Source organism: Borrelia parkeri, from assembly GCF_023035815.1.
GTDB lineage: Bacteria > Spirochaetota > Spirochaetia > Borreliales > Borreliaceae > Borrelia > Borrelia parkeri.
Genome location: NZ_CP073159.1, coordinates 901,472 through 926,405, shown reverse-complemented (window position 1 = coordinate 926,405; position 24,934 = coordinate 901,472). Strand labels below are relative to the sequence as shown.

The following is a 24,934-nucleotide window of genomic DNA, read 5'->3' as shown; positions in this document are numbered from 1 at the left end:
TAGTTTAATTGTTAATAGTATAAAATATTATTATTACCTTCCTTCCATCCATAAGAAAAAACCGTTCTTTATTCCTTAATAACATGTTACAATTTCTTACACACACAATGAAAAATTCAATACTTATATCACTACACTTATTAATAATATATACCCATGCATGGAGTGAAAAATTTAATAATGAAAATATAAAACCACTACAAATAGGTATCATTCAACACAATTATATAAATTTAACTTCTTATAATCAACATTACAAATATTACGCTTTCATTGGAATAACCATAACTTACAATGAATGGATTGATTTCAATATCATCCCCATTCACTTTTATCCATACGATCCAACTTCATTCTCAAATGTCTATTTTACTCTATCTATTTCTCTTTATATATTGAAATATCAAATACACATATATTCTTTCATTATCAATATCTTAGTAGGTACTCAATTACCTATAGCCCTTAGAACTTCCATTATTACTGGTAATAATATCTCTGCTTTTCTTTTCCCTGTATTACCTTTTGTCTCTGTTAAACTTAACATTCCAATTAATAATTTATTCTCTATCCTCTCTACATTTTCTTCTTCTCTACGTGAGTATTTTTTAGTCGATATAGCTATTACCTTTCCTATCTAATCATAACAATACTGATTATTGTTAATAAGAATTTCCTTTATACAAAATTAAAAATATTCATTCTTCTACATTAAGTTTCTTAAACCCTTCTGGAATAAGCACAACATCAATACCTGAATTTAGTGATTTCTTAATCGCATGCCCCAAACTAAAATTATTTACAATTGCACCCATATCATATGCATCTGTCATGATAATACTAAAGATATTCAGATTATGTCTTATAATATCTACAATATCTTTTGACATACTACTTACATCTCCGGAAATCTTAGGAACAAGTACATGCCCAAGCATAATAAATTTTGCTTCCTTTCCAAAAAGAAATGGTATAAAATTATTTACCATTAAAAAATTTTTACTATAAGGTAATAAGGCTAAATCTTTATGGGTATCTACTTTTGTGCCTCCAAGTCCAGGAAAGTGTTTAACCACAGCAAACACACCTTCCCTTTGTATCCCATCAATAAATGCCTCTACCATAAGACCAATATTATAAGATGAATACCCAAAAGTTCTGCTACCTAAAGGGCTCTTTGGAGAAAATTTAGCATCTGCTACAGGTGCCATATTTACATTAATACCAAGTCGTCTAAGCTGTTTCCCAAGAATTTCACCAATCTTATATGCAAGCTGAGAATCTCCGGTCTTTCCAACAGATTCCATAGCAGGAAAATTATAAACTCCCAATTTTTTATTCTCACTAGCTCTACTAACTAGTCCTCCTTCTTCATCAACAGCAATCAATATGTCAGAACCAAGATGTCTCTTTATCTCTTCAATCAACTCTTTAGTTTGTTGTGCATCCTTAAAATTTTCTCTAAATAAAATAATTCCTACTGGATTTATCTCTCTTAGTTTATCAAGGTCTTCTTTACTTAGTGCTTGCACAGCACTAGGATTAGCAACATTCCTAATGCCAATAAAAAAACAACGTCCCCTCAAAATGTTATTAACATTAACTCTTCCTAAAAATTCATCAATATCTACAAGATCAAATTTATCATTTTCAAAATAATCATAATCTATATCAGGAATGGAGCCTAGTAAAACCAAACTAGACAACAAAAGACCAAATAACACAAATCTAAACATCCCACTTACCTTGCCTAAATACCAAATCATATTTATTCTTCAATGCATTATTAAGAGCATAATTTAAATATCTAGCAATATCAGAAATAGTACCCGAAATTTTATCATTCATGTAATTACTCATAATAAGCGTATTAACAAATAATTTTGCAGGAAGAAACCTATCTTCTCTATTGACCTCAAAAATTAATGGATTATCTAATATTCTTATAACTTCCCAAGTTATTTGCTCAATTGCAGTATATCTACCAATCTCTTTATCCTGTTCAATAATTCTCATAGGCATATCTGATATTATTTTATCCATATTTTCTATCAAATATTCTAAATTAAAAAGACCTGTAGCACAATTAAACAAAATCCTATCACCTCTACATTCAGCTTTAAGTACAGCTTCTTTAGAAATAACACTACCAATATCAACACATGTTAAATTATTATCATCATCCAAGACTAAAACCCCACCCTTTGTATCTAGTGGGGTTTTAATACTAAATTCAAAGCCAGAAGAACTATTAGTTATAGCCATTATGGCAAGAGTCTGTAAATTAACAGTAAAACCAATATTATCAACATTACCAATGTACACAAATTTTTTTCCAGAATTATAAAGTTTTAAATAAATATCTCTTAAAACTTTAAAATTTTGACCATGACCAGCGGGTAAAGCCAAAAAAGTTCTCTTGCCATTACTACAATAGCTAAAATATTCATATTGACCATCATCTAATTTATTATAACAATAAACCAAAGGCTGAATCGCTGTCAAAATATCTGCCCTTTGAAAACCACAAGAATTCAAATCTTTAATCAAATTATCATCAAAAATATTATCTAAAAATTTAGAAATCGGTTTATAAGTCTTAAAACTTGTCATCTGAAAAATCGAAGGCTTAACACTCTTACCATAAATCTCACAATATCTCTTAGAAAGCATTAAAAGATGTCGTATTTTTAATGCTAAAAATGAAAATCCATAACTACCATCCCTATTAACATATGCAGGTGTTATTCCCTTTGGCAAATGCCCAAAAAAACTCCTGGCTTCAAGTATTTTATCTTCATATAAAGAATACAATTCCTCATTAAAATCGTTATTTTTCAGTATATCAAAATAACTAGTCGCAGAACCCCCATTTAAAATACCAAACGAGAGATAAGGATAAAGAAATAACCCTAGTCTCTCCAAATCATCACCAGTAAAAACATAAAAATTACTTTCTGATGAAACCGAAAACTTTGTAAAATCATCAATATATTTTTTCAAATTATGTTCAACAAGTTCCTTTTTAAACTTGAATTTAACAGAATTATTAGCAAGACTTAAAATACTGCCATGACTCTCATCAGGAAAATTCTTAACAGATATGCTTAAAGTTTTAAGTTTATGCATATTAAGCATATCAAGCATTTTTTTAGAAAAATTTTCATCGATTACTTCATACATACCAAAACCTCATTTGAAGACAAGGTAAACAAAAATTAACATATTATAAGAAGCACCATCAATAATGCTTATTGTAATAGAATATGTTACTATAATCATAGTACTATAAATAAAGGCAAATATTAAATTAAAATATACTAATGAAGGGGAAAAGATGCTAAAAAAGTATATATTAAATATGACAAATCTAAGAGACGCTATTAATGAAATGATACTTTCTCCTTCAGGATTTAGAAAGATATTTGCAAAATCAAAAAATGAAAATTCAATAGAATATGAAATCAATGATGACGACAAAATATTGGTTGCTCTTATAACCCTTACAATATCAAATTATTTTAAAGATAAACCAAAAAAATATATCAATGTTGGATTAGATTCAAGAGCAACTGGAATTATAATCTCAGAGATTATAATTAAAACCTTAATTTTAAACAATAACAATGTAAATTTTTTTGGAATACTCCCAATACCAGAAATCTTAGCTTATACAAAAGAACATCAAAATTCAAAAGGATTTATATACATTTCTGCCAGTCATAATCCTACAGGATATAATGGCATTAAAATTGGATTAAATGATGGAGGCGTGCTAAATTCAAATGAAATAAAGAAAATAATATGTCAGATCAGATCCAACATTGAAAATGAAACTTTAATAAACAATCTAATAACAAGCTTACAAAAGTTTAATACCAATGCTCTGCACTTAAAAACATATGAAGCAATTATCACCTCACAGGCTAGACATAAAACACAATCTTATAACTCATATAAGTCATTAATGCAGCAAATAATATATTCAGACACACATAATCAAAAAAATATTGACATACTAAAAAAAACTATCAAAAAAGAACCTATAGGAATCATAGGAGAGATGAATGGTAGTTCTCGCATTAACTCAATTGATAGGGAAATGATTGAATCTTTGGGAATAAAATTGGAATTTTATAACACAGAAATTGGTATCTTTAAGCATGGGATGACTCCTGAGGGGGCATCTTTAAACATGTGTAAACAAATATTAGAACAAAAATTTAAGAATGACAATTCTTTCAAGTTAGGATATGTCCCTGATTGTGATGGAGACAGAGGCAATTTGGTCGCAATTTTAAAAAAAGAACAAGCAAGTATCATTACACCACAAAAAATATTTGCACTCTCAGTACTCTCAGAGCTTAGCTACCTTTACCATACGGGAATTAAAGACAATTTAGCTGTCGTAGTTAATGATGCAACCTCACTAAACATTGAAAAAATAGCCTCGTTATTTAACAACACAAAAGTTTATAGAGTTGAGGTTGGTGAAGCTAACTTAACAGAAATGGCTGACCTTTTACGTAAAAAAGGATTAATAGTAAAAATTTTGGGAGAAGGATCAAATGGAGGAAATATTACATACCCTTCAAAAGTAAGAGACCCACTAACAACTCTCTTTAGCATCATAAAATTGCTTAAAATTAAAAATCTTTACAAAATATGGTGCTCAATATCTAAGAATTCATATAATGAACACTACACTCTTGAGGATATATTAAAGACAATCAATTTTTATAGCAATGTAGAAGTATCATCAGAAAAAGCCATGCTTAAAATAAAAGTAGAAAATCAAGAAATACTAAAAACCAACTACGAAAAATTATTAGAAAAAGAATTCAACAATAATAATACCGTATTACACAAATTACCAATACATAATTATGAAATTATAAATTATGAGGGTATCAAGCAAAACATCTCTAGAACAGGTGACTCATCAGGGGGGCTTAAAGTTTTATTTAAAAATAATAAACATGAAATAATTGCTAGTTTATGGTTCCGTGGTTCAAAAACAGAACCAATATTTAGAGTATTAAGTGAGGTCATATCTGAACATAATGATTTACTATATCCTCTCTTAGATTTTCATACAGATTTAATACACTCGGCTAACTCTTTAATCTAATTAACATATATAAATGATGACACAAAACTTAAAACAACTTGATTTATTATAGTTAATGATGTGGTACAACCTACGTACTTAGATTATTTTTTAAAATTTTCTCTACATTTTTCCTCACTCCATGCCACGTCTTTGATATCCCCATTAAATTTTTAGCATTTTTTATAACTTCTACTGCAACTTTTCTAGTTTTACTTGTACCTTCAAATATTATTTCATCAATATAACCTTTTTTAGCTTCAAAAAATTTTCTTCTCTCTCTAATTGGTATTAAAAATTGATTTAAAACCTCAAAAAGCCTCTCTTTAACTTCAACATCTCCAATTGTACCCTTCCTATACCTAGTTTTAAACTCACAAAGCTCATCAACATTACTATTAAAAAGGTCATGATAAATAAAAACAGGGTTACCATCAACTTCTCCTGGTATATCTGCTCTCACCCTTTTCGGATCTGTAAACATAGACATAACTTTCTTACGCAATGATTTTTCATCATCACTTAAAAATATCGCATTACCAAGACTTTTACTCATCTTAGCCTTGCCATAAATTCCCACAAGAGTCTGAGAATCTGTAAAGACAGCTTCAGGAATTGGAAAAAAATCTCCATAAAGATAATTAAATTTCCTAGCAAGTTCTCTTGTAAGTTCAACATGAGCCTCATTATCACGTCCAACTGGAACTAAATTAGCCTTTGTCATCAAAATATCCGCACTCATAAGAACAGGATAACCCAAAAGTCCATAAGGAACCTCAGATAGTTCAGCAGCAGCACTCATATCCTTTATACTAGGAATCCTTTGCAAACGATTAACCATCACAATCATTGACAATATTAAATTTAATTCTAAAAGCTCAGGTATAGCTGATTGCAAATAGATATTAACTTTTTCAGGATTAATCCCACAAGCCAAATAATCCAAAACCATTTCTCTAACATTAACAGATATTTCATTAATGCTTTTTAAATCTGGTTTTGTAGTAAGAGTATGCAAATCTGCTATAATAATATAAGTCTCATATTCCTCCTGATACTTTAATCTATTAACAATAGACCCGATATAATGCCCTAAATGAAGAGAACCTGTAGGTCTATCTCCTGTAAGCATAACTTTTCTATGCAAACTTAACGCTCCTTATTATTATCAACACTTAAGATCTTTGAACCACTTAAAAACACAGAAAAAGGTTTTAAACACGCTATATTATCTACTATTACTTTTATAATTACTGTAAAAGGATAGGCTATTAAAAGTCCCACAATGCCCCAAAGCCATCCCCAAAAGAAAAGAAAACAAAGCAGCAAAAAAGGAGAAAGATCAAGTCTATGTCCTTGCATCTTAGGCTCAAGAATATTCCCAATCAACATTTGAACAAATGTATTATATATAAATATATAAAAAACTAAATTTAAATTAGGATAAAACTGTACTAAAGCAGCTATCATAATAAAAAAAACTGCCAAAATTGAACCTATACTTGGAATAAAATTAAAAACAAATGTAAGCACGGCCCATACACGAGGAAAATCTTGTCCAAACAACTTTAAACCTATAAACACTAAAAACCCTGTAAGAAAACTAACAAAGAGCTTTATTCCCAGATACTTACTAATTTGACTATTTATTGTACTTAAAGCCTCAATAAATATACTCGAAACAGATTGTTTAAAAGCATTTTTAACTTTTATATCAAAAATGTGTATTTCTGATAGTAAAAAATACAACAATAAAAATAACACAACCAAACTGCTTGCAAATCCAATAATCTCATTAGATATCCGAGTTAAAAAAGGATAAATATATTTAGAAAAATCTATATTGCTAATAATAGAACTATCTAACTTATATTTTTCAAGAATATCTACCATAATAAAAATTAACTGCTTCTGATAATAAGGTAATTGATCAATTAAGACAGTAACACTATAATAAACAAAACTAAAAACCAAATAAGAAAATAAAAAAAGAACAAAAAAAATTATAAAAACTATTAAAACTCTTGGAATCTTTAGTTTTTTAAGAAAAGTATAAATGGGATATACCAAAAACCCAAGAACCACTGCAATAGCTAAAGGTTTAAATATTGTTTGTGCTATTTTTAAAATAGCAATTAACATTACAATCAAAGCTACAACATAAAACACAGACTGTAATTTAACAAACTTTAATCTATCAGTTGGTTTTAGCTCTAAAGACATCTCACTTCTCCTTCAATATATCTTAATAATTATGAAAAATACTTAAAAACAGAGTCAAGACTCACTCACGAACATTTGTCAAAATTTAAAATCAATTCATATATTTAAATGAATCTTTTCCATTATCCAATTATATAACTTAGTTCCCTTACTATAATTAGCTTCCGCTAAATCCCCTACTCTTTTCTCTTTAACCAGCCTCTTAGCATTTTCATCATTTCCATGATAAACCGTCAATGTATTTTTATAATGATTTAAACTGTTATTCAAAATTTCAAAGGCTGGAATATCATTAAAACCATCTGCAATATAAAACATATTTTCAAAAGGAATCTCTCTTCTACCTTTAGGAATCCTCTTATTAATTTTATCATAAGATCCCTTATTTAGCTCAAAAATTACCCGGGTTTTTATTGTATGATCTACAAAATAACATACGCTACTTAAAACAACATTTCCTGAAAACTTATTATCTAAATTCTGATAAAAAGGCATAAGGTATGTGTCTATAAATTCACAAGCCCAAACCTTAGTAACATATGGAGCAATACTACTGCCCAAAATCATCTGCCTAAAACCACTTGAAACAATATAAATATTTATCACAGTATCTGATTTCTTTAAACTTCGATTTATTTCATCGATTTCTTTAAACAAAGAAAGAACTCCTTCAAAAAATCTCAATTTTGAGCCCAATTCAAATAATATTTTATTATTTAAGCCTTTAAAAATACCTTCCTTGACATATGTTAAAAAATGTGACAAATATATCATTTCATTAGCAATGATATTAAAATGATTTTTGTTATAAGTAATAGATAATTTTTTAACTTCATCCCAAAATAAACTAGCATCAACATTATACTCATCAAAAAGTACCTGTTGCATATTACCATAAATTAAAGTGTCATCAAAATCAAATATCAAAGCTATAATCTTTTCTTTTTTACCCATAAACAAAAAATAAATTTAAATTAACATTAACTTGTATTACAATATATATAACTATAAATATATTGAATAAAAATGATTATGATAGATATAAATAGTATAAATCAAATAAAAGATATTTTCTCTAAAGTATTAGATGTAACTTTAATCAGCATTTTAGTTTATTATATCTATAAAAATGTCATTAATTCTTATTCTGTAAATTTACTAAAAGGAATGATCATCATTACATCTATTGGTATCGTGTCTTATTATTTCAACTTATACACAATAAATTGGCTATGTTTTATTAGTAGTTTTTTGTGATTTAATCCTCCTAAGCTCATAGAAAACAAATTTTTCTGTAGCATTTGCCAGCCAGTTCATTTATCATTTCTAAATAGATAATTTTTTGCATATCTATAATTTGGAACAATAGACAAGTCTCTCTATATTATTATTATTATTATTTATTTAGGCTTTTCTTAAAAGATCTTATCTCTTAATTGACTCTTGTTCAAGATCAGATTAAGCAATAAGATTATTATATACCTCATTAAAGCATTTATACGAACTAAAATATGAAAAATTTTTCTGCAATAAACTCAAAAAAGCTAGTAGATCTGCATAATGCCCGATCCCTTTATTTGCTAATCAGGTTATCCTTTCTTCATTTTCAAATTTCACATTAATATTTAAAATCTTTAATCTAAGGTTTTGGATTACTCAAAGCTACCTCTTAGAGTCTATCTAGTTATCATCGTGCCTCCCACACCATTTATTCCTTCAATAACTTTATTCAGTGATGTAATAATTGCCTCCCTATTTCCTTTAGACTTTACAAATCCAATACTTGCCTCTACTTTAGGCAACATAGACCCTGCTGCAAAATGTCCTTCTCCTATATATCTCTCTAAATCAACAACATTTACCTTGTCAAGTAAAATTTCATCCTTTTTGCCAAAATTTAATGCTACCTGATCAACAGCAGTAACTATCAATAACTTATCTGCTCCAATATCTTGTCCTAATCTAGATGACGCAAAGTCCTTATCAATTACTCCATTTATTCCTTTAATAATTCCTATGTTATCTCTTATAACAGGAATACCACCACCTCCACACGCAATTACTATAAATCCTTTGTTCATCAATTCACTTATCTCTTCAATTTCTATAATCTCAATTGGCTTAGGCGATGCTACCACGCGCCTATAACCTCTTCCACTATCTTCTCTTAAAATATATCCCTTACGTTCAAGCTCTTCCGCTCTTATCTTATCATAAAATGGTCCAATAGGCTTGCTAGGTTTCTTAAAACACTCATCTTCTTTATCTACCAAAACTTGCGTAAGCACTACTACTACTCCCCGTCTAATTCCTCGCTTACACATCTCATTCCGCAGTGCCTGCTCAATATAATACCCTATCATCCCTTGACTCATACCAACACACACATCAAGCGGTGCCAATGGGGTCTCTTTACACATCTCATTCTCTAGCAAAATCCTTCCTACTTGAGGGCCATTACCATGACTAATAATTACCTCATAACCATACTCTATCAAATCTACTATCTCACATACACTGCTCTCTATTTTTGCCAATTGATCACAAAATGTTCCTTCTCCACCTTCTAATGCATTCCCCCCAAGACTTATTACAATTCTTTTACTCATACATACTCCCTAATTTTTTATAAATATACATTTGCCATTATCACTAAAATACATATTACAAATTCAATCACAAATATTGGCATTACAAATTTAAACCAACTACCATAACTAATTCTTGCTATACCCAATACAGCCATTATAACTCCACTTGTTGGTGTTAATAAATTAACTAGACCTGATGCTGTTTGCATACCCAACACAACTGATGACCTTGGCATGTCTAAAAAATCAGCCAATGGAGCCATCATTGACATTGTCAAACTTGCATGTCCTGATGATGAAGGAACAATAAACCCTATACACATTTGTACAAGTTCGTTTAACACTATAAATAGACCTTTAGGTACTCCATATAAAAATTCTGATGCTGCATTTAATATAGTTCCTGTAATCATTCCCTCATCAGCTACTATCATCACTCCTCGAGCCATGCCTATAATAAGCGCTGCTGTCATCATATCTTTAGCTCCCTCTACAAAAGTTTCCCACATCTTTAATTCGCTCATTTTACATATAAACGCTGATAAAATTGCTGTACCAAGATATAACATCGTCATCTCTTGCATCCACCAACCAAGCTCCAAAATACTATATATTAAAAATACAATCATCACTCCATATAATACCAATACCATCTTTCGTCTATTTGTAAATTCAGGCATATCATTTTCCTTATCCCCCATCTTACCTTTAACAAATAGATTATAATGCCCTTCCCTTTGTTCATACACTATAGACCTCTTAGGATCATTCTTTACCCTAATCGCATATACCAACACATACACTATAGCTACAGACACAGAAACTATATACAAAATAATACGGAAATAAAAACCATCCTTTATTTCAATACCAGCTATCGCTGATGCTATACCTGTAGCAAATGGATTAATAGTAGATGCCATGGTTCCAACACCAGCTCCCAATCCAATAATTGCAACAGCTACAATATTATCATAGCCCAAGGCTATTACTAATGGAATCATAATAAGATAAAATGGAAGTGTCTCTTCATACATACCCGTTGTAGTTCCTCCTATGGAGAAAATAAACATCATAAATGGTATCAAAAGTTTATCCTTATTTCCCATTTTTTTAATTGCTGCAGCTATCCCTGCATCAACCGCACCGGTTCCTAAAATCACTCCATAAGCTCCACCAACAATCAAAACAAATACAATAACTTCAACAGCATGCTCCATTCCTTTAGCCATTGCTGTTAAAATAATAAAAATACCATCTAAAAATCCCCGAGAAGCCCTTTCTACTGTATGATAAGTTCCCGCCACAACAACTTCTTGTAAATTTCCATTAACTTCCCTCGTTTCTTTAGAAAATTCACCAGCAGGAACTATATAAGTTAATATAGTCATAAACACTATTAAAGAAAATACTATCGTAAAACTACTTGGTATTTTATTCTTCTTAACCATCTTATCTCTCCTAATAAATTTACATTTTTCTAATCTAAATTTATAACTAATTATCCCAAAGTTCCAACCATTACAGCCTTAATAGTATGCAACCTATTCTCAGCCTCATCAAACACAACAGACTGACTACTTTCAAAGACATCATGTGTAACCTCAATACCTTCAAGCCCATATTTATCAAATATTTCATTACCAAGCACCGTATTCAAATCATGAAAAGCTGGTAAACAATGCATAAATATAGCATCTTCTTTTGCCAATTTCATAAGCTTACTATTAACTTGATATGGTTTTAACAGTTTAATTCTTTCATTCCAATTAGTCTCACCCATAGACACCCAAACATCAGTATAAACAATATCTGCATCCTTCACTGATTCCTCAAGAGAACTAGAAATAGTAATATTACCGCCACTCTCAGCAGCTATCAATCTTGTCTTGCTTACCAATTCTGGATCTGGGAAAAGTTCTCTTGGCGCAAATATTCTAAAATCCATTCCCATAATAGCACACCCTTCCATTAAAGAATTAGCAACATTATTTCTACCATCGCCACAAAAGACCATCTTCAAATTTTTCAAACATCCCTTATGTTCTTCAATAGTCATAAAGTCAGCAAGTACTTGTGTTGGATGGGCAACATCTGTTAACCCATTATAAACCGGAACATTAGCATACTTAGCTAAATCCTCAACTGCTTTTTGAGAAAACCCTCTAAATTCAATAGCATCATACATTCTTCCTAATACCCTTGCGGTATCAGCTATCGACTCCTTTTTACCTATCTGACTACCGGATGGCCCCAAATAAGTAACATGGGCTCCTTGATCATAAGCAGCAACCTCAAACGCACATCTTGTTCTTGTCGAGTCCTTCTCAAAAATTATAGCTATATTTTTTCCTTTCAGTTTTTGTTCTTCAAATCTTGCATACTTAGATTTTTTCAAACTATGAGACAAATCAAGTAAATATCTCACATCTTTTTGAGTAAAATCTAAAAGCCTTAAAAAACTTCTCTTTCGTAAATCATCTCGTAAATCATACATAAATATTTCCTCCATTAAACTAAATATCTTCCCTTATTAAAGGCATAGACATACATCTAGGGCCTCCTCTTCCTCGTGAAAGCTCACTAGAAGGTATTTTATAAACTTTAATCCCAAATTCCTCAAGCAATCTATTAGTTACATGATTCCTAGAATAAACTATTACTTCTCCAGGTGCTATTGCTAAAGTGTTAGCACCATCATTCCACTGTTCCCTTGCTCCATGAATTAAATCCCCTCCAGCACACTTTATCATATTAACCTTACTTCCAAGATAGAAGCCTAAAATATCCTCCAATTTAGCCTTTTCACTTTTAACTTTAATATTGCCAGAACCCAAATCATAAGTCAAAGCATAAATGGTAAATTTCATATCATCACTAGTAAAACTTGTAAAAGTAGTATGATCTATTTGAGTAAAAACCGTATCTAGATGCATATAAGCCCTACTTTGTGGGATTTGAAAAGCTAAAATAGTACTAAAAGATGTTTTTTGTTCAAAAAGTTTACGGGCTACTTTTTCAACAGATTCAGATTCAGTTCTCTCAGAAACACCAATAGCCAAAACATCACGACTTAGAACTAACTCATCCCCACCTTCCAAGGTGGTATCTTCATCTCTAGTATACCATATAGGAACATTGTCTCTATAAATAGGATGGTATTTAAAAATATACTCTGCAAATATTGTTTCCCTACGTCTAACCCTAGTTTGCATCCTATTTATTGTTACACCATGACCAATACTCGCAAAAGGATCCCTCGTAAAGAGTATATTGGGCATAGGATCAATAATTAAAGGATATTCACTGTTTACTAAAGAGTTCAGAGAATCAGATTTATAATTTTTAAGATCATCCCTTGTAACCCCAGCTATCATTTTTGAAATCATGTCATTAACAGACATATTATAAAAATAATTTTTCAAAGCTTGGGTCTTATTCTCAGTCCTAATCCCTGCTTCAAGAATAAATTGTGATATAAATTGATCTTTGAGACTATCACACTGAGAAATAGTTTCACTAATTAAATCCTCAATATAGACAACTTCAACTCCATTATTTCTTAAAATATCCGCAAAAGCATCGTGTTCTTGCCTTGCCACTTCAAGATAAGGAATATCATCAAACAATAACCTTTGCATTATTGAAGGAGTCAGATTTTCCAATTCTTCTCCTGGTCTATGTAGCAACACTCTCTTTAAACGACCTATTTCTGAGAATACACTTATTGGTTTTAAATACTGCATAACAAAAACCTCTATTTTTTATAAAAAAGTTTAAAAATTTTAAATTTATTATACTTGGTTAATATATTAAAACTTAAACGACAAAAAATCAACATAATTAAAACTTATAAAAAACAAACAAGCTTAATACTTAACTAAATATGATAAAATATTGATATGCAACATCTTACATATATATTCAATTTAATAAGTTTCTACCTAATATGTTCGTGTTCTTTATTTAGCAAAAGTGATCAACAAAATTACGGTTTAAATACTATCCTGTTAACCCATCACTATCCACCTAATCATGCCCTCGTAACTAATATGACATATACTACATATCACATACCATCACATCTAATAGATACAATATTAGAGCATACAAGATCTCCCAATTTATTAAAAACATTAGCAATAGACTTAAAAATAAGTCCCCAAAAAATAGAAGAAATACAAAACTATCTACTGGCCTATCAAAGACACTTAAATAATTCACAAGAATGGAAAAAATTCATTGAACAAAGCAATATAAATGGATATCTAATCATTAAAGTTGATACAAGTTTTAGAAAAAAATCTGACGAAATTAAACCAAATTCACTTAATAAAAAGTTTACAGAGCTAACAGAAACACAAATGTATTTAGACAAGGAAATTTTAGCATCATTAGAACAAATATTTTACGAAAAAAATATGGGATATATACCCATTGAAAACACTAACTCTTTTTTCCCTCAAGACAGCATAACCAATTATGCTGTCAATAAAGATATAATAAACGGAATAGAATACATGTCTCCTCACATAATAGCAAATCAATTATTAAAAATTAATGATAAACAATATTTCAAGAGATTCATGCTTCATTTACAAATTGACAATAACAAAATAACAGAAATACTGCAAAAACAAACAATTGCTGATGAATACAATAACTCATACTATTCAACAAAATCACAACAAAAATTAAACTCAACAAATAATTACAACTTAATCCCTAATATCATAGATCCAGAAACAGGAATAGAAATAACACCGAAAAAACTAAGATCCATTTTGTCAAATGGAGACATACTGCTAATAAAACCAAAAATAGATTGGACTGACTTTTTCTATTTTTGGCAACACACAGGAATATTTGACGCTGATAAGTATGACAATACAAAAAAAATTGTATTTAAAGGAGAAGACAGCTTCGATATAAAATCAGTAATCACAAGCAATCAAATCAAATTTGACACAGCATCTGTTCAAGGTTCAGGCTATGAAAAACTCACAACTTATATACAATCAAGGATACTAAAAATCTTCTCACCCATAACAGATAAAAGAACTATTCAAAAAGCAATAAATTTTGCTAAAAACAGATATGTTGACAATAATTTTGGATATATGGTTCCCCTGTTGTCTTCTAATATGTGGACTGACTCAATTAATCTTGAAGAAATCCACCATAAAACTTATTGTTCATTAGTAGTTGACAGAACATACAGAATAGCTGGTCTTGATGTCTCAAGAAATTATGAAGTATCTGGTGTAGTGACTCCTGGAGAGATAAATGCAGCTGCTTACGATTTTTATATGTCATACACAATATCAGGAATATTTCCCAGTATGTTACCAAAAAGAGTTATAAAACCAACTCTTAGAGAAAAATTTATTGGGTATAATAGAGAAATAAAAGATTCAATAGAAATAAAAAGTTCAAAAGAAAAAAGGTTTGGTAGATCTTGCAATATAATTAATTCTTGGTGCTTAGGGAGTTAATTCAACATGAAAAAATACTACGCATGCATATTAAACGACAAAAATGAAAAAATGATCTTTACATCTTGGGAAGAATGCAAAAACAAAATTGTAGGACAAAAAAATAAAATAAAGAGCTTCAAAACAAAAGAAGAAGCAAAAAATTGGCTCTCAAGAGATGGAAAGAACGATATCTACCCAGCAGGAATATACTTTGACTCTGGAACTGGAAGAGGCAAAGGAGTAGAAATTAGAGTTGTTAATGAAAAAGGAGTATCCATACTAAACAAAGTAATAGATCAAAATCTAATTAATGATTATAATAATTACTACGTTAAAGATTTTGATGGAATTAGCAACAATTATGGCGAACTTTTAGGATTGTATATTGCACTCAAAATAGCATTACAAGAAGACACAAAGAACATATTTGGAGATAGTAAACTAGTAATTGATTATTGGTCTAAAGGATTTTACAATAAAAACTTAAACAAAAATACTATCAAATTAATTCAAAATGTGACCAAATTAAGACACACTTTTGAAGAAAAGGGAGGATCGGTATTATTGATATCAGGAGACAATAATATTGCGGATCTTGGCTTCCATAAAAGATAAAATAATATTTATATAAAGCAAAACACATGAGAACACAAAATATTTTTAAAATATGCATAATCATACTGATCATAATCTCATGTACTACAATAAAGTTTAAACAAGAATATAAAACAAATTTTAAGATAATAAAATCCAATGCCCAATATATTAATGTAGACAATATTGAGGCAACAGGCGAATACATATATATTGAGTTTACAAATACAAGTGACGAAATTGTAAAAATAAACTGGCAACATACAAATTTAAATTCTAAAAACATCGTTACAACAAAAAATGATACTAAACTAATAAATAACCTCAAAATTTATAAAAATAAATATAAAGAATTATTAATTGGACCAAAAACTTCTCAAACATTTAAAATTTATTTATTAGAGAAACCTGAGCAAAACACTAAGATCTCAATCAATAACTCAAAAATACAAAAACATATATTTAACGAAATTAAATATCCAGCTACTTTAAAACTGAGCATAACAAAAACTAACATTAATCCAAACCAAACCATTGATATTGTAATATCAAGAATCCCAAAAACGTAAAAAAGTTCAAAACTATAAAAAGAATTATTTTAAATAGATAATCAGCTAGTACTATTTATTTCTTAGATTTACGGTTAATTAAAAGTTCATAATTAGTACTTGAATTACTTTCCAACGATGATTTAACAGGTTCAAAGAAATTCCAAGAAATATAAATTGAAAAATTATTTCTCCAAATAGAAGAATACCTACCGCTATTATCCTTTAAAATATCTGGACTTAAACTATACTCCCCGACAAATTGCCAATCATAAAAATTAAATTTAAAGCTCGTACTAATTTTCTTGATTTTAAATAATGAATCCTTTCTATCCTGAATATTAAAGAAATTAAATGACTTAAACAGATCTGCAAACAGATTAACCGTTTCAAGCTCAACCTGTTCCATATATCCTCCAAAATATCTAAAAGTTTTAGTATTAATAGAACGAGTTGAAAAATTCAACTCAAAAAACTTAGTATACCTAAACTTAAAAGTAAACTCAGCCCAAAATTCATTATCAACAAATTTTTGCAAATTCATTTTCCATCCAACATCTGTTCCCAGTCCAATTTTAAATTTTTCATCAAAAAACTTAAAATCATATAAATCTTTTTTATACTGAAAACTTAAAGAATACGGAATAAGTTTAGTTGTAGAGCCTACCTTCGCAAAATCGCTAATCAATTTATCATACTTATACTCAAAATCATTTTTCATAGCAAATTCAAATCTAAAATCATAAGCACTAAACTTAAACGAAAGTTCAGATACCCCATTAATCAAAGGATCATAAGCAACCAGAAAGATAAGCTTTAAATAATCTAAATATCTTGGCTCTATCTTATAATACAAAGCAGGATGCATCTCTAAATTCTTATAAGGAGAAATGGGTTTTAAAGGTTTTAAATTAATAGAAGTATTTTTCAAAACAGACTTCTTCTCGTCTTCCTTAAATTTCTTATCATATTTAATTCCAATACCTACTTCTTGTAACAAATAAGGAAATTCCATCGCAAACTTAAGCTCAGAAGAAGCATATATACTTTCAAAAGTATTCTTCAGCACACCTGAAAGACTAGTAGTAAAAAATCTATAGTCATAAATCAAGCCAAAATTCAATTCTTGATGCAAAGTCTCAGAACTTTTCAAAAAAACAGAATTACTCTTGCCATCCAACATTTTAGAATCTCTATCATACTTTTTATCAAATGAATAAAGAGTAATTTTATTCTCAAACTTAATATTACTCCGAGAAAAAGCAGGATACAGCATAAAAGGCAATAAATTTAAATTAATTTTATTAATAAGTGAATGTTCGCCCTTCTTGTCTTTATCGACTAAATTATAATCTTTGTCTAAAGGATTATACTCAATAGTATTAAGATACAAAACATCTTCAAAAGTAACAATCCGATTATAAAAATCAGCATGAAATTTTAAATCTATTTTATTTTTAATCTCAAACAAATAGGTCTTCACATCATATTTAAACTCCTGGGGAGACTTAAATTTAGAATTATCAAAAAATATATTATTTTTAAAATAAGGATTCATACCCAATCTTATATAAAAAGAATCTCGCTTACTCAGATCATTAGAAACAATTGGCTTGGGAGATAAATAAAAATCTTTGGTTAAATCTTTTTTTTCCTCAAGTTTCTTGTAATTACTTTTATCTTTATCATCCTCAACATTATCTCCAATATTTTTGATCTTGGGTACCATAATTATTTCTTTACCCTTAGAATCAGAAAGAGAAGTCCAACTGTTATTATAAAGCTCTTTCTGAAAATTTAAATCGATATAAGGCAGATAAATTCTCTCCAAATAAAACCATTTTCTAGTTGGATCTTTAATGCTTTTAGGATTTTTACCAAAAATATTCTCATAATTTGCCAATTTAAAAGTAAATCCAAGATTATTTAATCTATAATCAATAAGGGTATTATTATCAAAAGTTCGATTATAAAAAGAAGATAAATTCCAATCAAATGTTCTTATCATCTTTTCTGTTTCTGATGAATCTTTTAGAGGACTTAAAACGGAAAAAAATGTTGCACTCTCTAATCTATCTTTAAAGTCAATCATCACATAAGGATCTGAATAATGCTCAAAAATCAATGAAAAAAGCGCATCACTGATTAAAAATTCAGACTTAGATTTAAGCAAATACCTAAAGGGAACCTCAAATCCAAATATGTCACCCTTATTTATATTATCAAAACTAAAAAGGGAGTAATTGATACTATTACCCTCAAAAGGGCGATAGTCACCGGAGAGATTATGCTTATATAGAGTTCTTGTCAAGCCTATGCCAAAACTACCTTCAAAAGTTTTAAAAAGATCTAAAGTATCACCTAAATTAAAATCAATACCTGAATAAAACCCCAAATTAGAATAAATATCAAAAATCAATTTAACATAGTCTTGATTAACTTTAGAGACAATATCCTCTGCAAAGAAATAAGTTAAATAACCATTTCTAATATAAGGTTTTTTATCTGAATTGTATACTGAATGAAAATCAAAATCTAAAAAAGAAACTTCATCAATATTAGCAGATTTTTTCCCCAGTAAATATACAGTATTAAAAAGAGTAAGACCTTTCCTTGAAGAATATCCTAAAGACGGATTAAAAAACAAACTATCACCTGGTTTAAAAAAGAATGGGATATAGAATATAGGTACTCTTCCTATATAAAACACAGCATTTAAAATACCAAGGTCCCCAGATGGCAAAATCCATATCTTAGAGGCTCTAATAGAATAATAAGGTTCTGGAATCTTACTAGTTGTAATAAAAGCCTCTTCTAAGATATTTGAATCATTATCCAATCTCCTTAAAACTTTTCCCCCAAATGAAACAATATGATCAATTAAATTCTTATTCATTTTCTTTTGAACAATTCCATTTTTGAGAAGAAAATTCTGAGAATCAAAATCAATAAATAATTCACCGCCATAAAAATATAACTTTTCATCAGTACTTAAATCAAATTTATATTCGACATTTCCACTAGAAAAAAGCTTCTTGGAATTTTTATTAAAAATAATTTTATCACCCTTAATATTATGCTTTTTATTCTCTTTAACGTCTTCAATAACAAGATTTACTTTCCCTTTAAATATGATAGTTTCATCCCCAGTAATCTCATAAGTAAAATTTTCAAGATTATCTGTACTCTCAATGATTATTTTATATCTGCCTACATCTTTGCTATCTTTTGAAAAAAGTTCAGGGGATATACCAAATTTTTCCAAAAGTAATGACTTTATCTTAGAAAGATCTTTTTCTTCAATACCTTCTCTTAATGCCCATTTTTTCAAATCTTCATCACTAGAAAGTTCGAGTTCTTTCAAATTAGCTTTTTGCATTAAAGTTAAATTTTTTTTATCTTTTAAACTTTTCTTATCATTAACATCTTGAGCAAATAAGATAAAACAATTAAAAATATTTACTAAAAATAATATTACAAAAGATCTTTTAAAAACATTCCCGTATAGGAACTCTTGCATTTTGCAACCTCTTCAGGAGTTCCAGATACAACAATATTTCCTCCAGATACTCCACCCTCAGGACCTAAGTCTATTATATAATCTGCCTGTTTAATCACATCTAAATTATGTTCTATAAGAACTACAGTATTTCCATTTTGAACAAGCAATTGCAATACCTCTAACAATTTTCTTATATCATCAAAATGCAAACCTGTTGTTGGTTCATCAATAATATAAAAAGTCTTTCCTGTACTCTTTTTGCCAAGCTCAAAAGCCAATTTGATCCGCTGAGCCTCTCCTCCTGAAAGGGTTGTTGATGCTTGACCTAATTTAATATATTCAAGTCCCACTTCTTTTAAAATCTCTAAATAATGATTAACCTTTGGAATATTTTCAAAAAAACTTTTAGCCTCAAGGACACTCATTTCTAAAACATCATAAATATTCTTTCCCTTATACCTAATCTCCAAAGTTTCCTCATTAAATTTTTTTCCCTTGCACAAATCACAGGGAACAAAAACATCAGGCAAAAAATGCATCTGAATATTTAGATATCCATCACCTTGACATTTTTCACAACGCCCACCCTTAACATTAAAAGAAAATCTACCAGCCTTAAAACCTCTTGCTTTAGACTCTGGAAGCTTTGCAAAAAGTTCCCTAATCTCCGTAAAAAATCCAACATAAGTTGCAGGATTTGATCTTGGTGTTTTACCTATTGGTTTTTGATTTACTTGAATAACTTTATCAATTTGCTCATACCCAATGACATCCCCAAAACCATCAAAATAACTTGTATTTGATTTTAACCTACTATCAAGAGCAGGATATAATATCTCATTAAGAAGGGTACTCTTCCCACTACCAGAAACTCCTGTTATTACAGTAAAAACTCCCAAAGGAATACGCACATTAATATTTTTTAAATTATTTTTACTAGCATTTAAGAGTACAATTTCAGCTTTTCCTACTTTACGTCTTATTTTTGGAACTTCTATTTTAAGTTGACCGCTTAAATACTTGCCAGTCACACTATGGTCATTATTTAAAATATCAGATAAAGTTCCATTAGCAACTATTTCTCCACCATAAATTCCAGCTCCAGGTCCAACATCAATAATATAATCAGCGGTACGCAAAGTCTGCTCATCATGCTCTACAACAATTACCGTATTACCAAGTTCTTTCAAATTAACAAGAGTACTTATTAATTTTTCATTATCCCTTTGATGTAATCCAATACTAGGCTCATCAAGGACATAAAGAACTCCAGCAAGAGCCGAGCCTATTTGAGTAGCAAGTCTAATTCGTTGAGCCTCACCCCCTGAAAGAGTTCCAGACATCCTATCTAAATATAAATAAGAAAGTCCAACATCAATCAAAAATTTAAGCCTACTTTTAATTTCTTTTAAAATCTCCCTAGAAATTTTAACATCAAGCTCATCAAGCTCAATCTTATCAAAAAAAGAATAAGAATCTATAACAGAAAGATTACTAAGTTCTTGAATATCTTTACCACACAACTTAACAGACAAAGCCCCAAGACTTAATCGCTTACCTTTGCAAGAATTGCAAGTTTTGCGAGACATTAAACCCTCATAAAATAATCTAGCACTCTCAGATTCAGTTGCAAGATAACGCCTCTTTAAAAGAGGAATAAGGCCCTCAAATTCCTTAGAATAATAAAAACCACCTTTTATTTCTTTACTCTTCATTTCTTTAGATTGATAGATAAAATCTATCTTTTCATTGGCGCCATACAAAATCTTTTTAAGAATATCTTCAGAAATATCTTTTATAGGAGTATCTAAACTAAAACCATAATGTTTAGAAAGTCCCTTAAAAATTGATAAAGCCCAAGACGAACTGGGTTTAAAGGTAATAAATGCATCATCATTAAAAGAAAGCTTAACATTAGGACAAATCTTCTCAAAATCAAAATCAAGTGTAATGCCAAGACCCGAACATTCACTACAAGCTCCAAATGGACTATTAAACGAAAAAAGCCTTGGTTCTATGACAGGAAGAGAAAAACCACACAGAGGACAACTATTATGTTCTGTAAAGATTTTATCTATTTTTTCTAAATCATTTTCAATTTCTACACGTAAATACCCATTAGAAATCGATAAAGCAGTCTCAATAGATTCTGAAAGTCTAATTCTTACATTACTACTCAATTTTATTCTGTCTACTATAATTTCAATATTATGTTTCTTATTTTTATCTAAGCTCAAATTAACAGCGTCTTCTATCAAATAATCTTGAGAATCTACTCTTACCCTACTAAACCCTTGATTTAATATCTTTTCAAGCTCTTTTTTATGAGCACCCTTTGCACCCATAACAACAGGCGCAAATAATATAACCTTAGACCCTTCAGCATAACTTAAAATAGTATTAATCATATTATCTAAAGATTGTTCCTCTATTAAACTTCCATCATTTGGACAATATGGCTTACCAATTTTAGCAAATAGCAATCTATAATAATCATAAATTTCAGTAATTGTACCAACAGTTGACCTTGGATTACTGCTTATTGTCCTCTGCTCAATTGAAATAGAAGGAGAGAGTCCGCCTATATACTCAACATTGGGTTTTTTCATTACTCCCAAAAACTGCCTTGCATAAGATGACACAGACTCCATATATCTTCTCTGCCCTTCTGCAAAAATTGTATCAAAAGCCAAAGATGACTTACCAGAACCACTCTTTCCAGATATCACTACCAAACTATTCCTTGGAATATCAACATTAACATTTTTTAAATTATGCTCTCTTGCACCTCTGACAGTAATTTTTTCTCTCAAGATATAAACTCCTCGCCTTCAAAATTTTCACCCCTTACTTAACAAGCTCTCTTATTTTATCTCGCAAAAAGATAGCATCCTCAAATCTTTCATCACAAACCGCCTCTTCAAGTTTAAACTTAAGTTTAATGATAATATCCTTTTTAGATAATTTGTCATCAGAAATAATTTTTCCAAGGTTATAATCAATGGTTTTATTTTTTAATTCTTTTTCTAAAATATTTTGTACTTTTTTAATAATAGTCCTTGGAACAATATTATTTTTTTTATTGTATTCAATTTGAATATTCCGTCTTCTATTAGTTTCGTCAATAGCCTCTCTCATTGCACAACTTACATGATCGTAGTACATTATAACACAACCATTTGAGTTTCTAGCAGCTCTACCAATCATTTGGATCAGAGAAGTAGTAGATCTTAAAAATCCTACTTTATCAGCATCCAGTATGATAACAAGAGAAACCTCGGGAATATCTAAACCTTCCCTTAATAAATTAATGCCCACAATAACATCAATTTCTGATTTTCTAAGAGATGTAATAATATCTACTCTCTCAATAGCATTAAACTCTGCATGCAAATATCTAGCCTTTATATCAAGACTTAATAAATAATCTGTTAAATCTTCAGCCATTTTTTTTGTCAAAGTTGTAATTAAAACTTTTTCATTTAAAGCCACCCTTTTTTGAATTTCATTATAAAGATCTTCCATCTGTCCATCTGAAACTCTAAGAATAATCTCTGGATCAATCAGACCCGTTGGACGTATTATTTGTTCAGCAATAACACTACTTTTTTCGCACTCTTCAAGTCCAGGAGTTGCTGAAACAAAAACAACCTGATTAATCAAAGATTCAAATTCATGATATTTAAGAGGTCTATTTGCAAGTGCTGATGGAAGTCTAAATCCAAAATTTACAAGATTTAATTTTCTTGAATAATCTCCATTATACATTCCTCTAAACTGAGGCAAAGTAACATGAGATTCATCAATAAATAACAAATAATCTTTGGGAAAAAAATCAAAAAGACAATAGGGTCTATCCATCTCGCTATTACTAAAGTATTTAGAATAATTTTCTATGCCCTGACAAGACCCAGTTTCTCTTAACATTTCAATATCATATTCTACTCTCTGTTTAAGTCTTTCAGCTTCAACAAGCTTACCATTTTCTTTAAAAGAATGATATTGTATTTCTAAATCAACTTGTATTTTAGGAAGAGCATCCAATATATTTTCATAAGGAATAACAAAATAAGACTTAGCAAAAAGAGTAAATTCATCAGTAGATCCCAAAATCTTTTTTGTAAGTGGACTAATCCTATTTATCCTAACAATCTCATCAAAATCTAAATAAATTTTATATGCAAAATCACCATGCTCATTACTAGGCCATACTTCAATGACATCACCTTTAATAGAAAACTTATCATGTTCAAGATTCATAAGAGTTCTTTCATACTGAAGCTTAACAAAAATATCTGCTATCTCTTTAATAGAAATCTTTTGCCCTACAAAAAAAGCATGGGCAGCATTCTTAAAAAATTCTGGAGAACCTAATGCATAAATCGAAGAAACTGTAGCAACAACAATAACATCTCGCCTCCTAGACAGAGATGTTACTGTCCTTATTCTCTTTATTTCAATATCTTCATTAATAGTGGCTTCCTTTTCTATATACAAATCTTTTGACGGAACATAAGATTCGGGCTGATAATAATCATAATAAGAAACAAAATATTCAACTGCATTATCTGGAAAAAAGTCTTTAAATTCCCTATAAAGCTGTGCGGCTAAAGTTTTATTATGACTAATTATCAGAGCAGGTCTCTCTAAATTCCTAATAATATTAGCAATTGTAAAAGTTTTACCGCTACCTGTAACACCCTTTAAAGTCTGATATTTATTATCAAGTAAAATAGATTCCTCAATTTCTCTAATTGCTTTTGATTGATCACCAGCAGGAGAATAATCAGACCTTAAACAAAATTGCATGAAGACCTCAAAGAAAAAAAATCGTAACTCAAAATATAATAACTAATTCTATACTTAATACTTTATTATTCTATAATTTA

Annotated in this window: 17 protein-coding genes and 1 pseudogene; 6 read left to right on the top strand and 12 right to left on the bottom strand. The window is 29.5% G+C overall.

The window, feature by feature from the left end; translation table 11 throughout:
- Nucleotides 1–107: 107 nt before the first annotated feature.
- On the top strand, nucleotides 108–641 hold the full coding sequence (locus tag bpSLO_RS04360) for a hypothetical protein (protein ID WP_246989695.1): 534 nt from the start codon (nucleotides 108–110) through the stop codon (nucleotides 639–641).
- Nucleotides 642–698: 57 nt separating this feature from the next.
- Here the strand turns inward: bpSLO_RS04360 and bpSLO_RS04355 are convergent, their stop codons facing one another.
- Together bpSLO_RS04355 and bpSLO_RS04350 are read right to left on the bottom strand one after the other, a co-directional pair.
- A complete protein-coding gene (locus bpSLO_RS04355; RefSeq protein ID WP_025407547.1) occupies nucleotides 699–1,766 on the bottom strand; it encodes a glycoside hydrolase family 3 N-terminal domain-containing protein in 1,068 nt (355 codons plus the stop codon).
- Nucleotides 1,729–3,183 carry a UTP--glucose-1-phosphate uridylyltransferase gene (locus bpSLO_RS04350; RefSeq protein ID WP_025407546.1) on the bottom strand — a complete coding sequence of 485 codons (1,455 nt, stop codon included), beginning with the start codon at nucleotides 3,181–3,183 and terminating at the stop codon, nucleotides 1,729–1,731. Before bpSLO_RS04350 ends, bpSLO_RS04355 begins: the two co-directional genes overlap by 38 nt.
- Before the next feature lie 154 nt (nucleotides 3,184–3,337).
- On the opposite strand from bpSLO_RS04350, the gene bpSLO_RS04345 reads away from it, so the two are divergent.
- Nucleotides 3,338–5,131, top strand: coding sequence for a phosphoglucomutase (locus bpSLO_RS04345; protein WP_246989809.1), 1,794 nt, complete (start codon nucleotides 3,338–3,340; stop codon nucleotides 5,129–5,131).
- 70 nt (nucleotides 5,132–5,201) lie between these two features.
- On the opposite strand, the gene trpS is transcribed toward bpSLO_RS04345, so the two are convergent.
- The 3 genes from trpS to bpSLO_RS04330 form a co-directional block, all read right to left on the bottom strand.
- Entirely contained in the window at nucleotides 5,202–6,257 is a 1,056-nt protein-coding gene (gene trpS, locus bpSLO_RS04340) for a tryptophan--tRNA ligase (RefSeq protein ID WP_025407545.1), read from the bottom strand.
- 2 nt (nucleotides 6,258–6,259) lie between these two features.
- Nucleotides 6,260–7,333: an AI-2E family transporter gene (locus bpSLO_RS04335; protein WP_025407544.1), complete on the bottom strand. Its 1,074-nt coding sequence runs from the start codon at nucleotides 7,331–7,333 to the stop codon at nucleotides 6,260–6,262.
- A gap of 96 nt (nucleotides 7,334–7,429) precedes the next feature.
- Nucleotides 7,430–8,287, bottom strand: a complete 858-nt coding sequence (locus bpSLO_RS04330) for an HAD family hydrolase (RefSeq protein WP_025407543.1) — start codon at nucleotides 8,285–8,287, stop codon at nucleotides 7,430–7,432.
- 78 nt (nucleotides 8,288–8,365) lie between these two features.
- On the opposite strand from bpSLO_RS04330, the pseudogene bpSLO_RS04325 reads away from it, so the two are divergent.
- Nucleotides 8,366–8,566 (top strand): annotated as a pseudogene (locus bpSLO_RS04325) (diadenylate cyclase CdaA); the annotation flags it as partial.
- 443 nt (nucleotides 8,567–9,009) lie between these two features.
- Here bpSLO_RS04325 and arcC read toward each other — a convergent pair.
- Genes arcC through arcA form a run of 4 tightly spaced genes read right to left on the bottom strand, consistent with a single transcriptional unit; the run spans nucleotide 9,010 to nucleotide 13,670 of the window.
- On the bottom strand, nucleotides 9,010–9,942 hold the full coding sequence (gene arcC, locus bpSLO_RS04320) for a carbamate kinase (RefSeq protein ID WP_025375822.1): 933 nt from the start codon (nucleotides 9,940–9,942) through the stop codon (nucleotides 9,010–9,012).
- A gap of 17 nt (nucleotides 9,943–9,959) precedes the next feature.
- Nucleotides 9,960–11,375, bottom strand: a complete 1,416-nt coding sequence (locus bpSLO_RS04315; RefSeq protein ID WP_025375821.1) for a YfcC family protein — start codon at nucleotides 11,373–11,375, stop codon at nucleotides 9,960–9,962.
- Between the two features lie 50 nt (nucleotides 11,376–11,425).
- Nucleotides 11,426–12,421 (bottom strand): ornithine carbamoyltransferase, encoded by a 996-nt coding sequence (gene argF, locus bpSLO_RS04310; RefSeq protein WP_025407260.1) that lies wholly within the window; start codon nucleotides 12,419–12,421, stop codon nucleotides 11,426–11,428.
- A 19-nt stretch (nucleotides 12,422–12,440) separates the two neighbouring features.
- Entirely contained in the window at nucleotides 12,441–13,670 is a 1,230-nt protein-coding gene (arcA, locus tag bpSLO_RS04305; protein ID WP_025407261.1) for an arginine deiminase, read from the bottom strand.
- 156 nt (nucleotides 13,671–13,826) lie between these two features.
- On the opposite strand from arcA, the gene bpSLO_RS04300 reads away from it, so the two are divergent.
- From bpSLO_RS04300 to bpSLO_RS04290, 3 genes are read left to right on the top strand one after another with little or no spacing between them, the layout of a single operon-like run.
- A complete protein-coding gene (locus tag bpSLO_RS04300; RefSeq protein WP_025375818.1) occupies nucleotides 13,827–15,419 on the top strand; it encodes a hypothetical protein in 1,593 nt (530 codons plus the stop codon).
- A gap of 6 nt (nucleotides 15,420–15,425) precedes the next feature.
- A complete protein-coding gene (locus bpSLO_RS04295; RefSeq protein WP_025375817.1) occupies nucleotides 15,426–16,016 on the top strand; it encodes a ribonuclease H family protein in 591 nt (196 codons plus the stop codon).
- A 26-nt stretch (nucleotides 16,017–16,042) separates the two neighbouring features.
- Nucleotides 16,043–16,564, top strand: coding sequence for a hypothetical protein (locus bpSLO_RS04290; protein ID WP_038447810.1), 522 nt, complete (start codon nucleotides 16,043–16,045; stop codon nucleotides 16,562–16,564).
- Between the two features lie 55 nt (nucleotides 16,565–16,619).
- On the opposite strand, the gene bpSLO_RS04285 is transcribed toward bpSLO_RS04290, so the two are convergent.
- The 3 genes from bpSLO_RS04285 to uvrB are packed head-to-tail and all read right to left on the bottom strand — an operon-like array spanning nucleotide 16,620 to nucleotide 24,854.
- Entirely contained in the window at nucleotides 16,620–20,063 is a 3,444-nt protein-coding gene (locus tag bpSLO_RS04285) for an LPS-assembly protein LptD (protein WP_038447813.1), read from the bottom strand.
- Nucleotides 20,018–22,858, bottom strand: coding sequence for an excinuclease ABC subunit UvrA (gene uvrA / locus bpSLO_RS04280; RefSeq protein ID WP_025407263.1), 2,841 nt, complete (start codon nucleotides 22,856–22,858; stop codon nucleotides 20,018–20,020). The genes bpSLO_RS04285 and uvrA overlap by 46 nt, the downstream gene beginning before the upstream one ends.
- 34 nt (nucleotides 22,859–22,892) lie before the next feature.
- The gene (uvrB, locus tag bpSLO_RS04275; protein WP_246989807.1) at nucleotides 22,893–24,854 is read right to left on the bottom strand and encodes an excinuclease ABC subunit UvrB; all 1,962 of its coding nucleotides are present in this window, start codon (nucleotides 24,852–24,854) and stop codon (nucleotides 22,893–22,895) included.
- Between the last annotated feature and the right edge of the window lie 80 nt (nucleotides 24,855–24,934).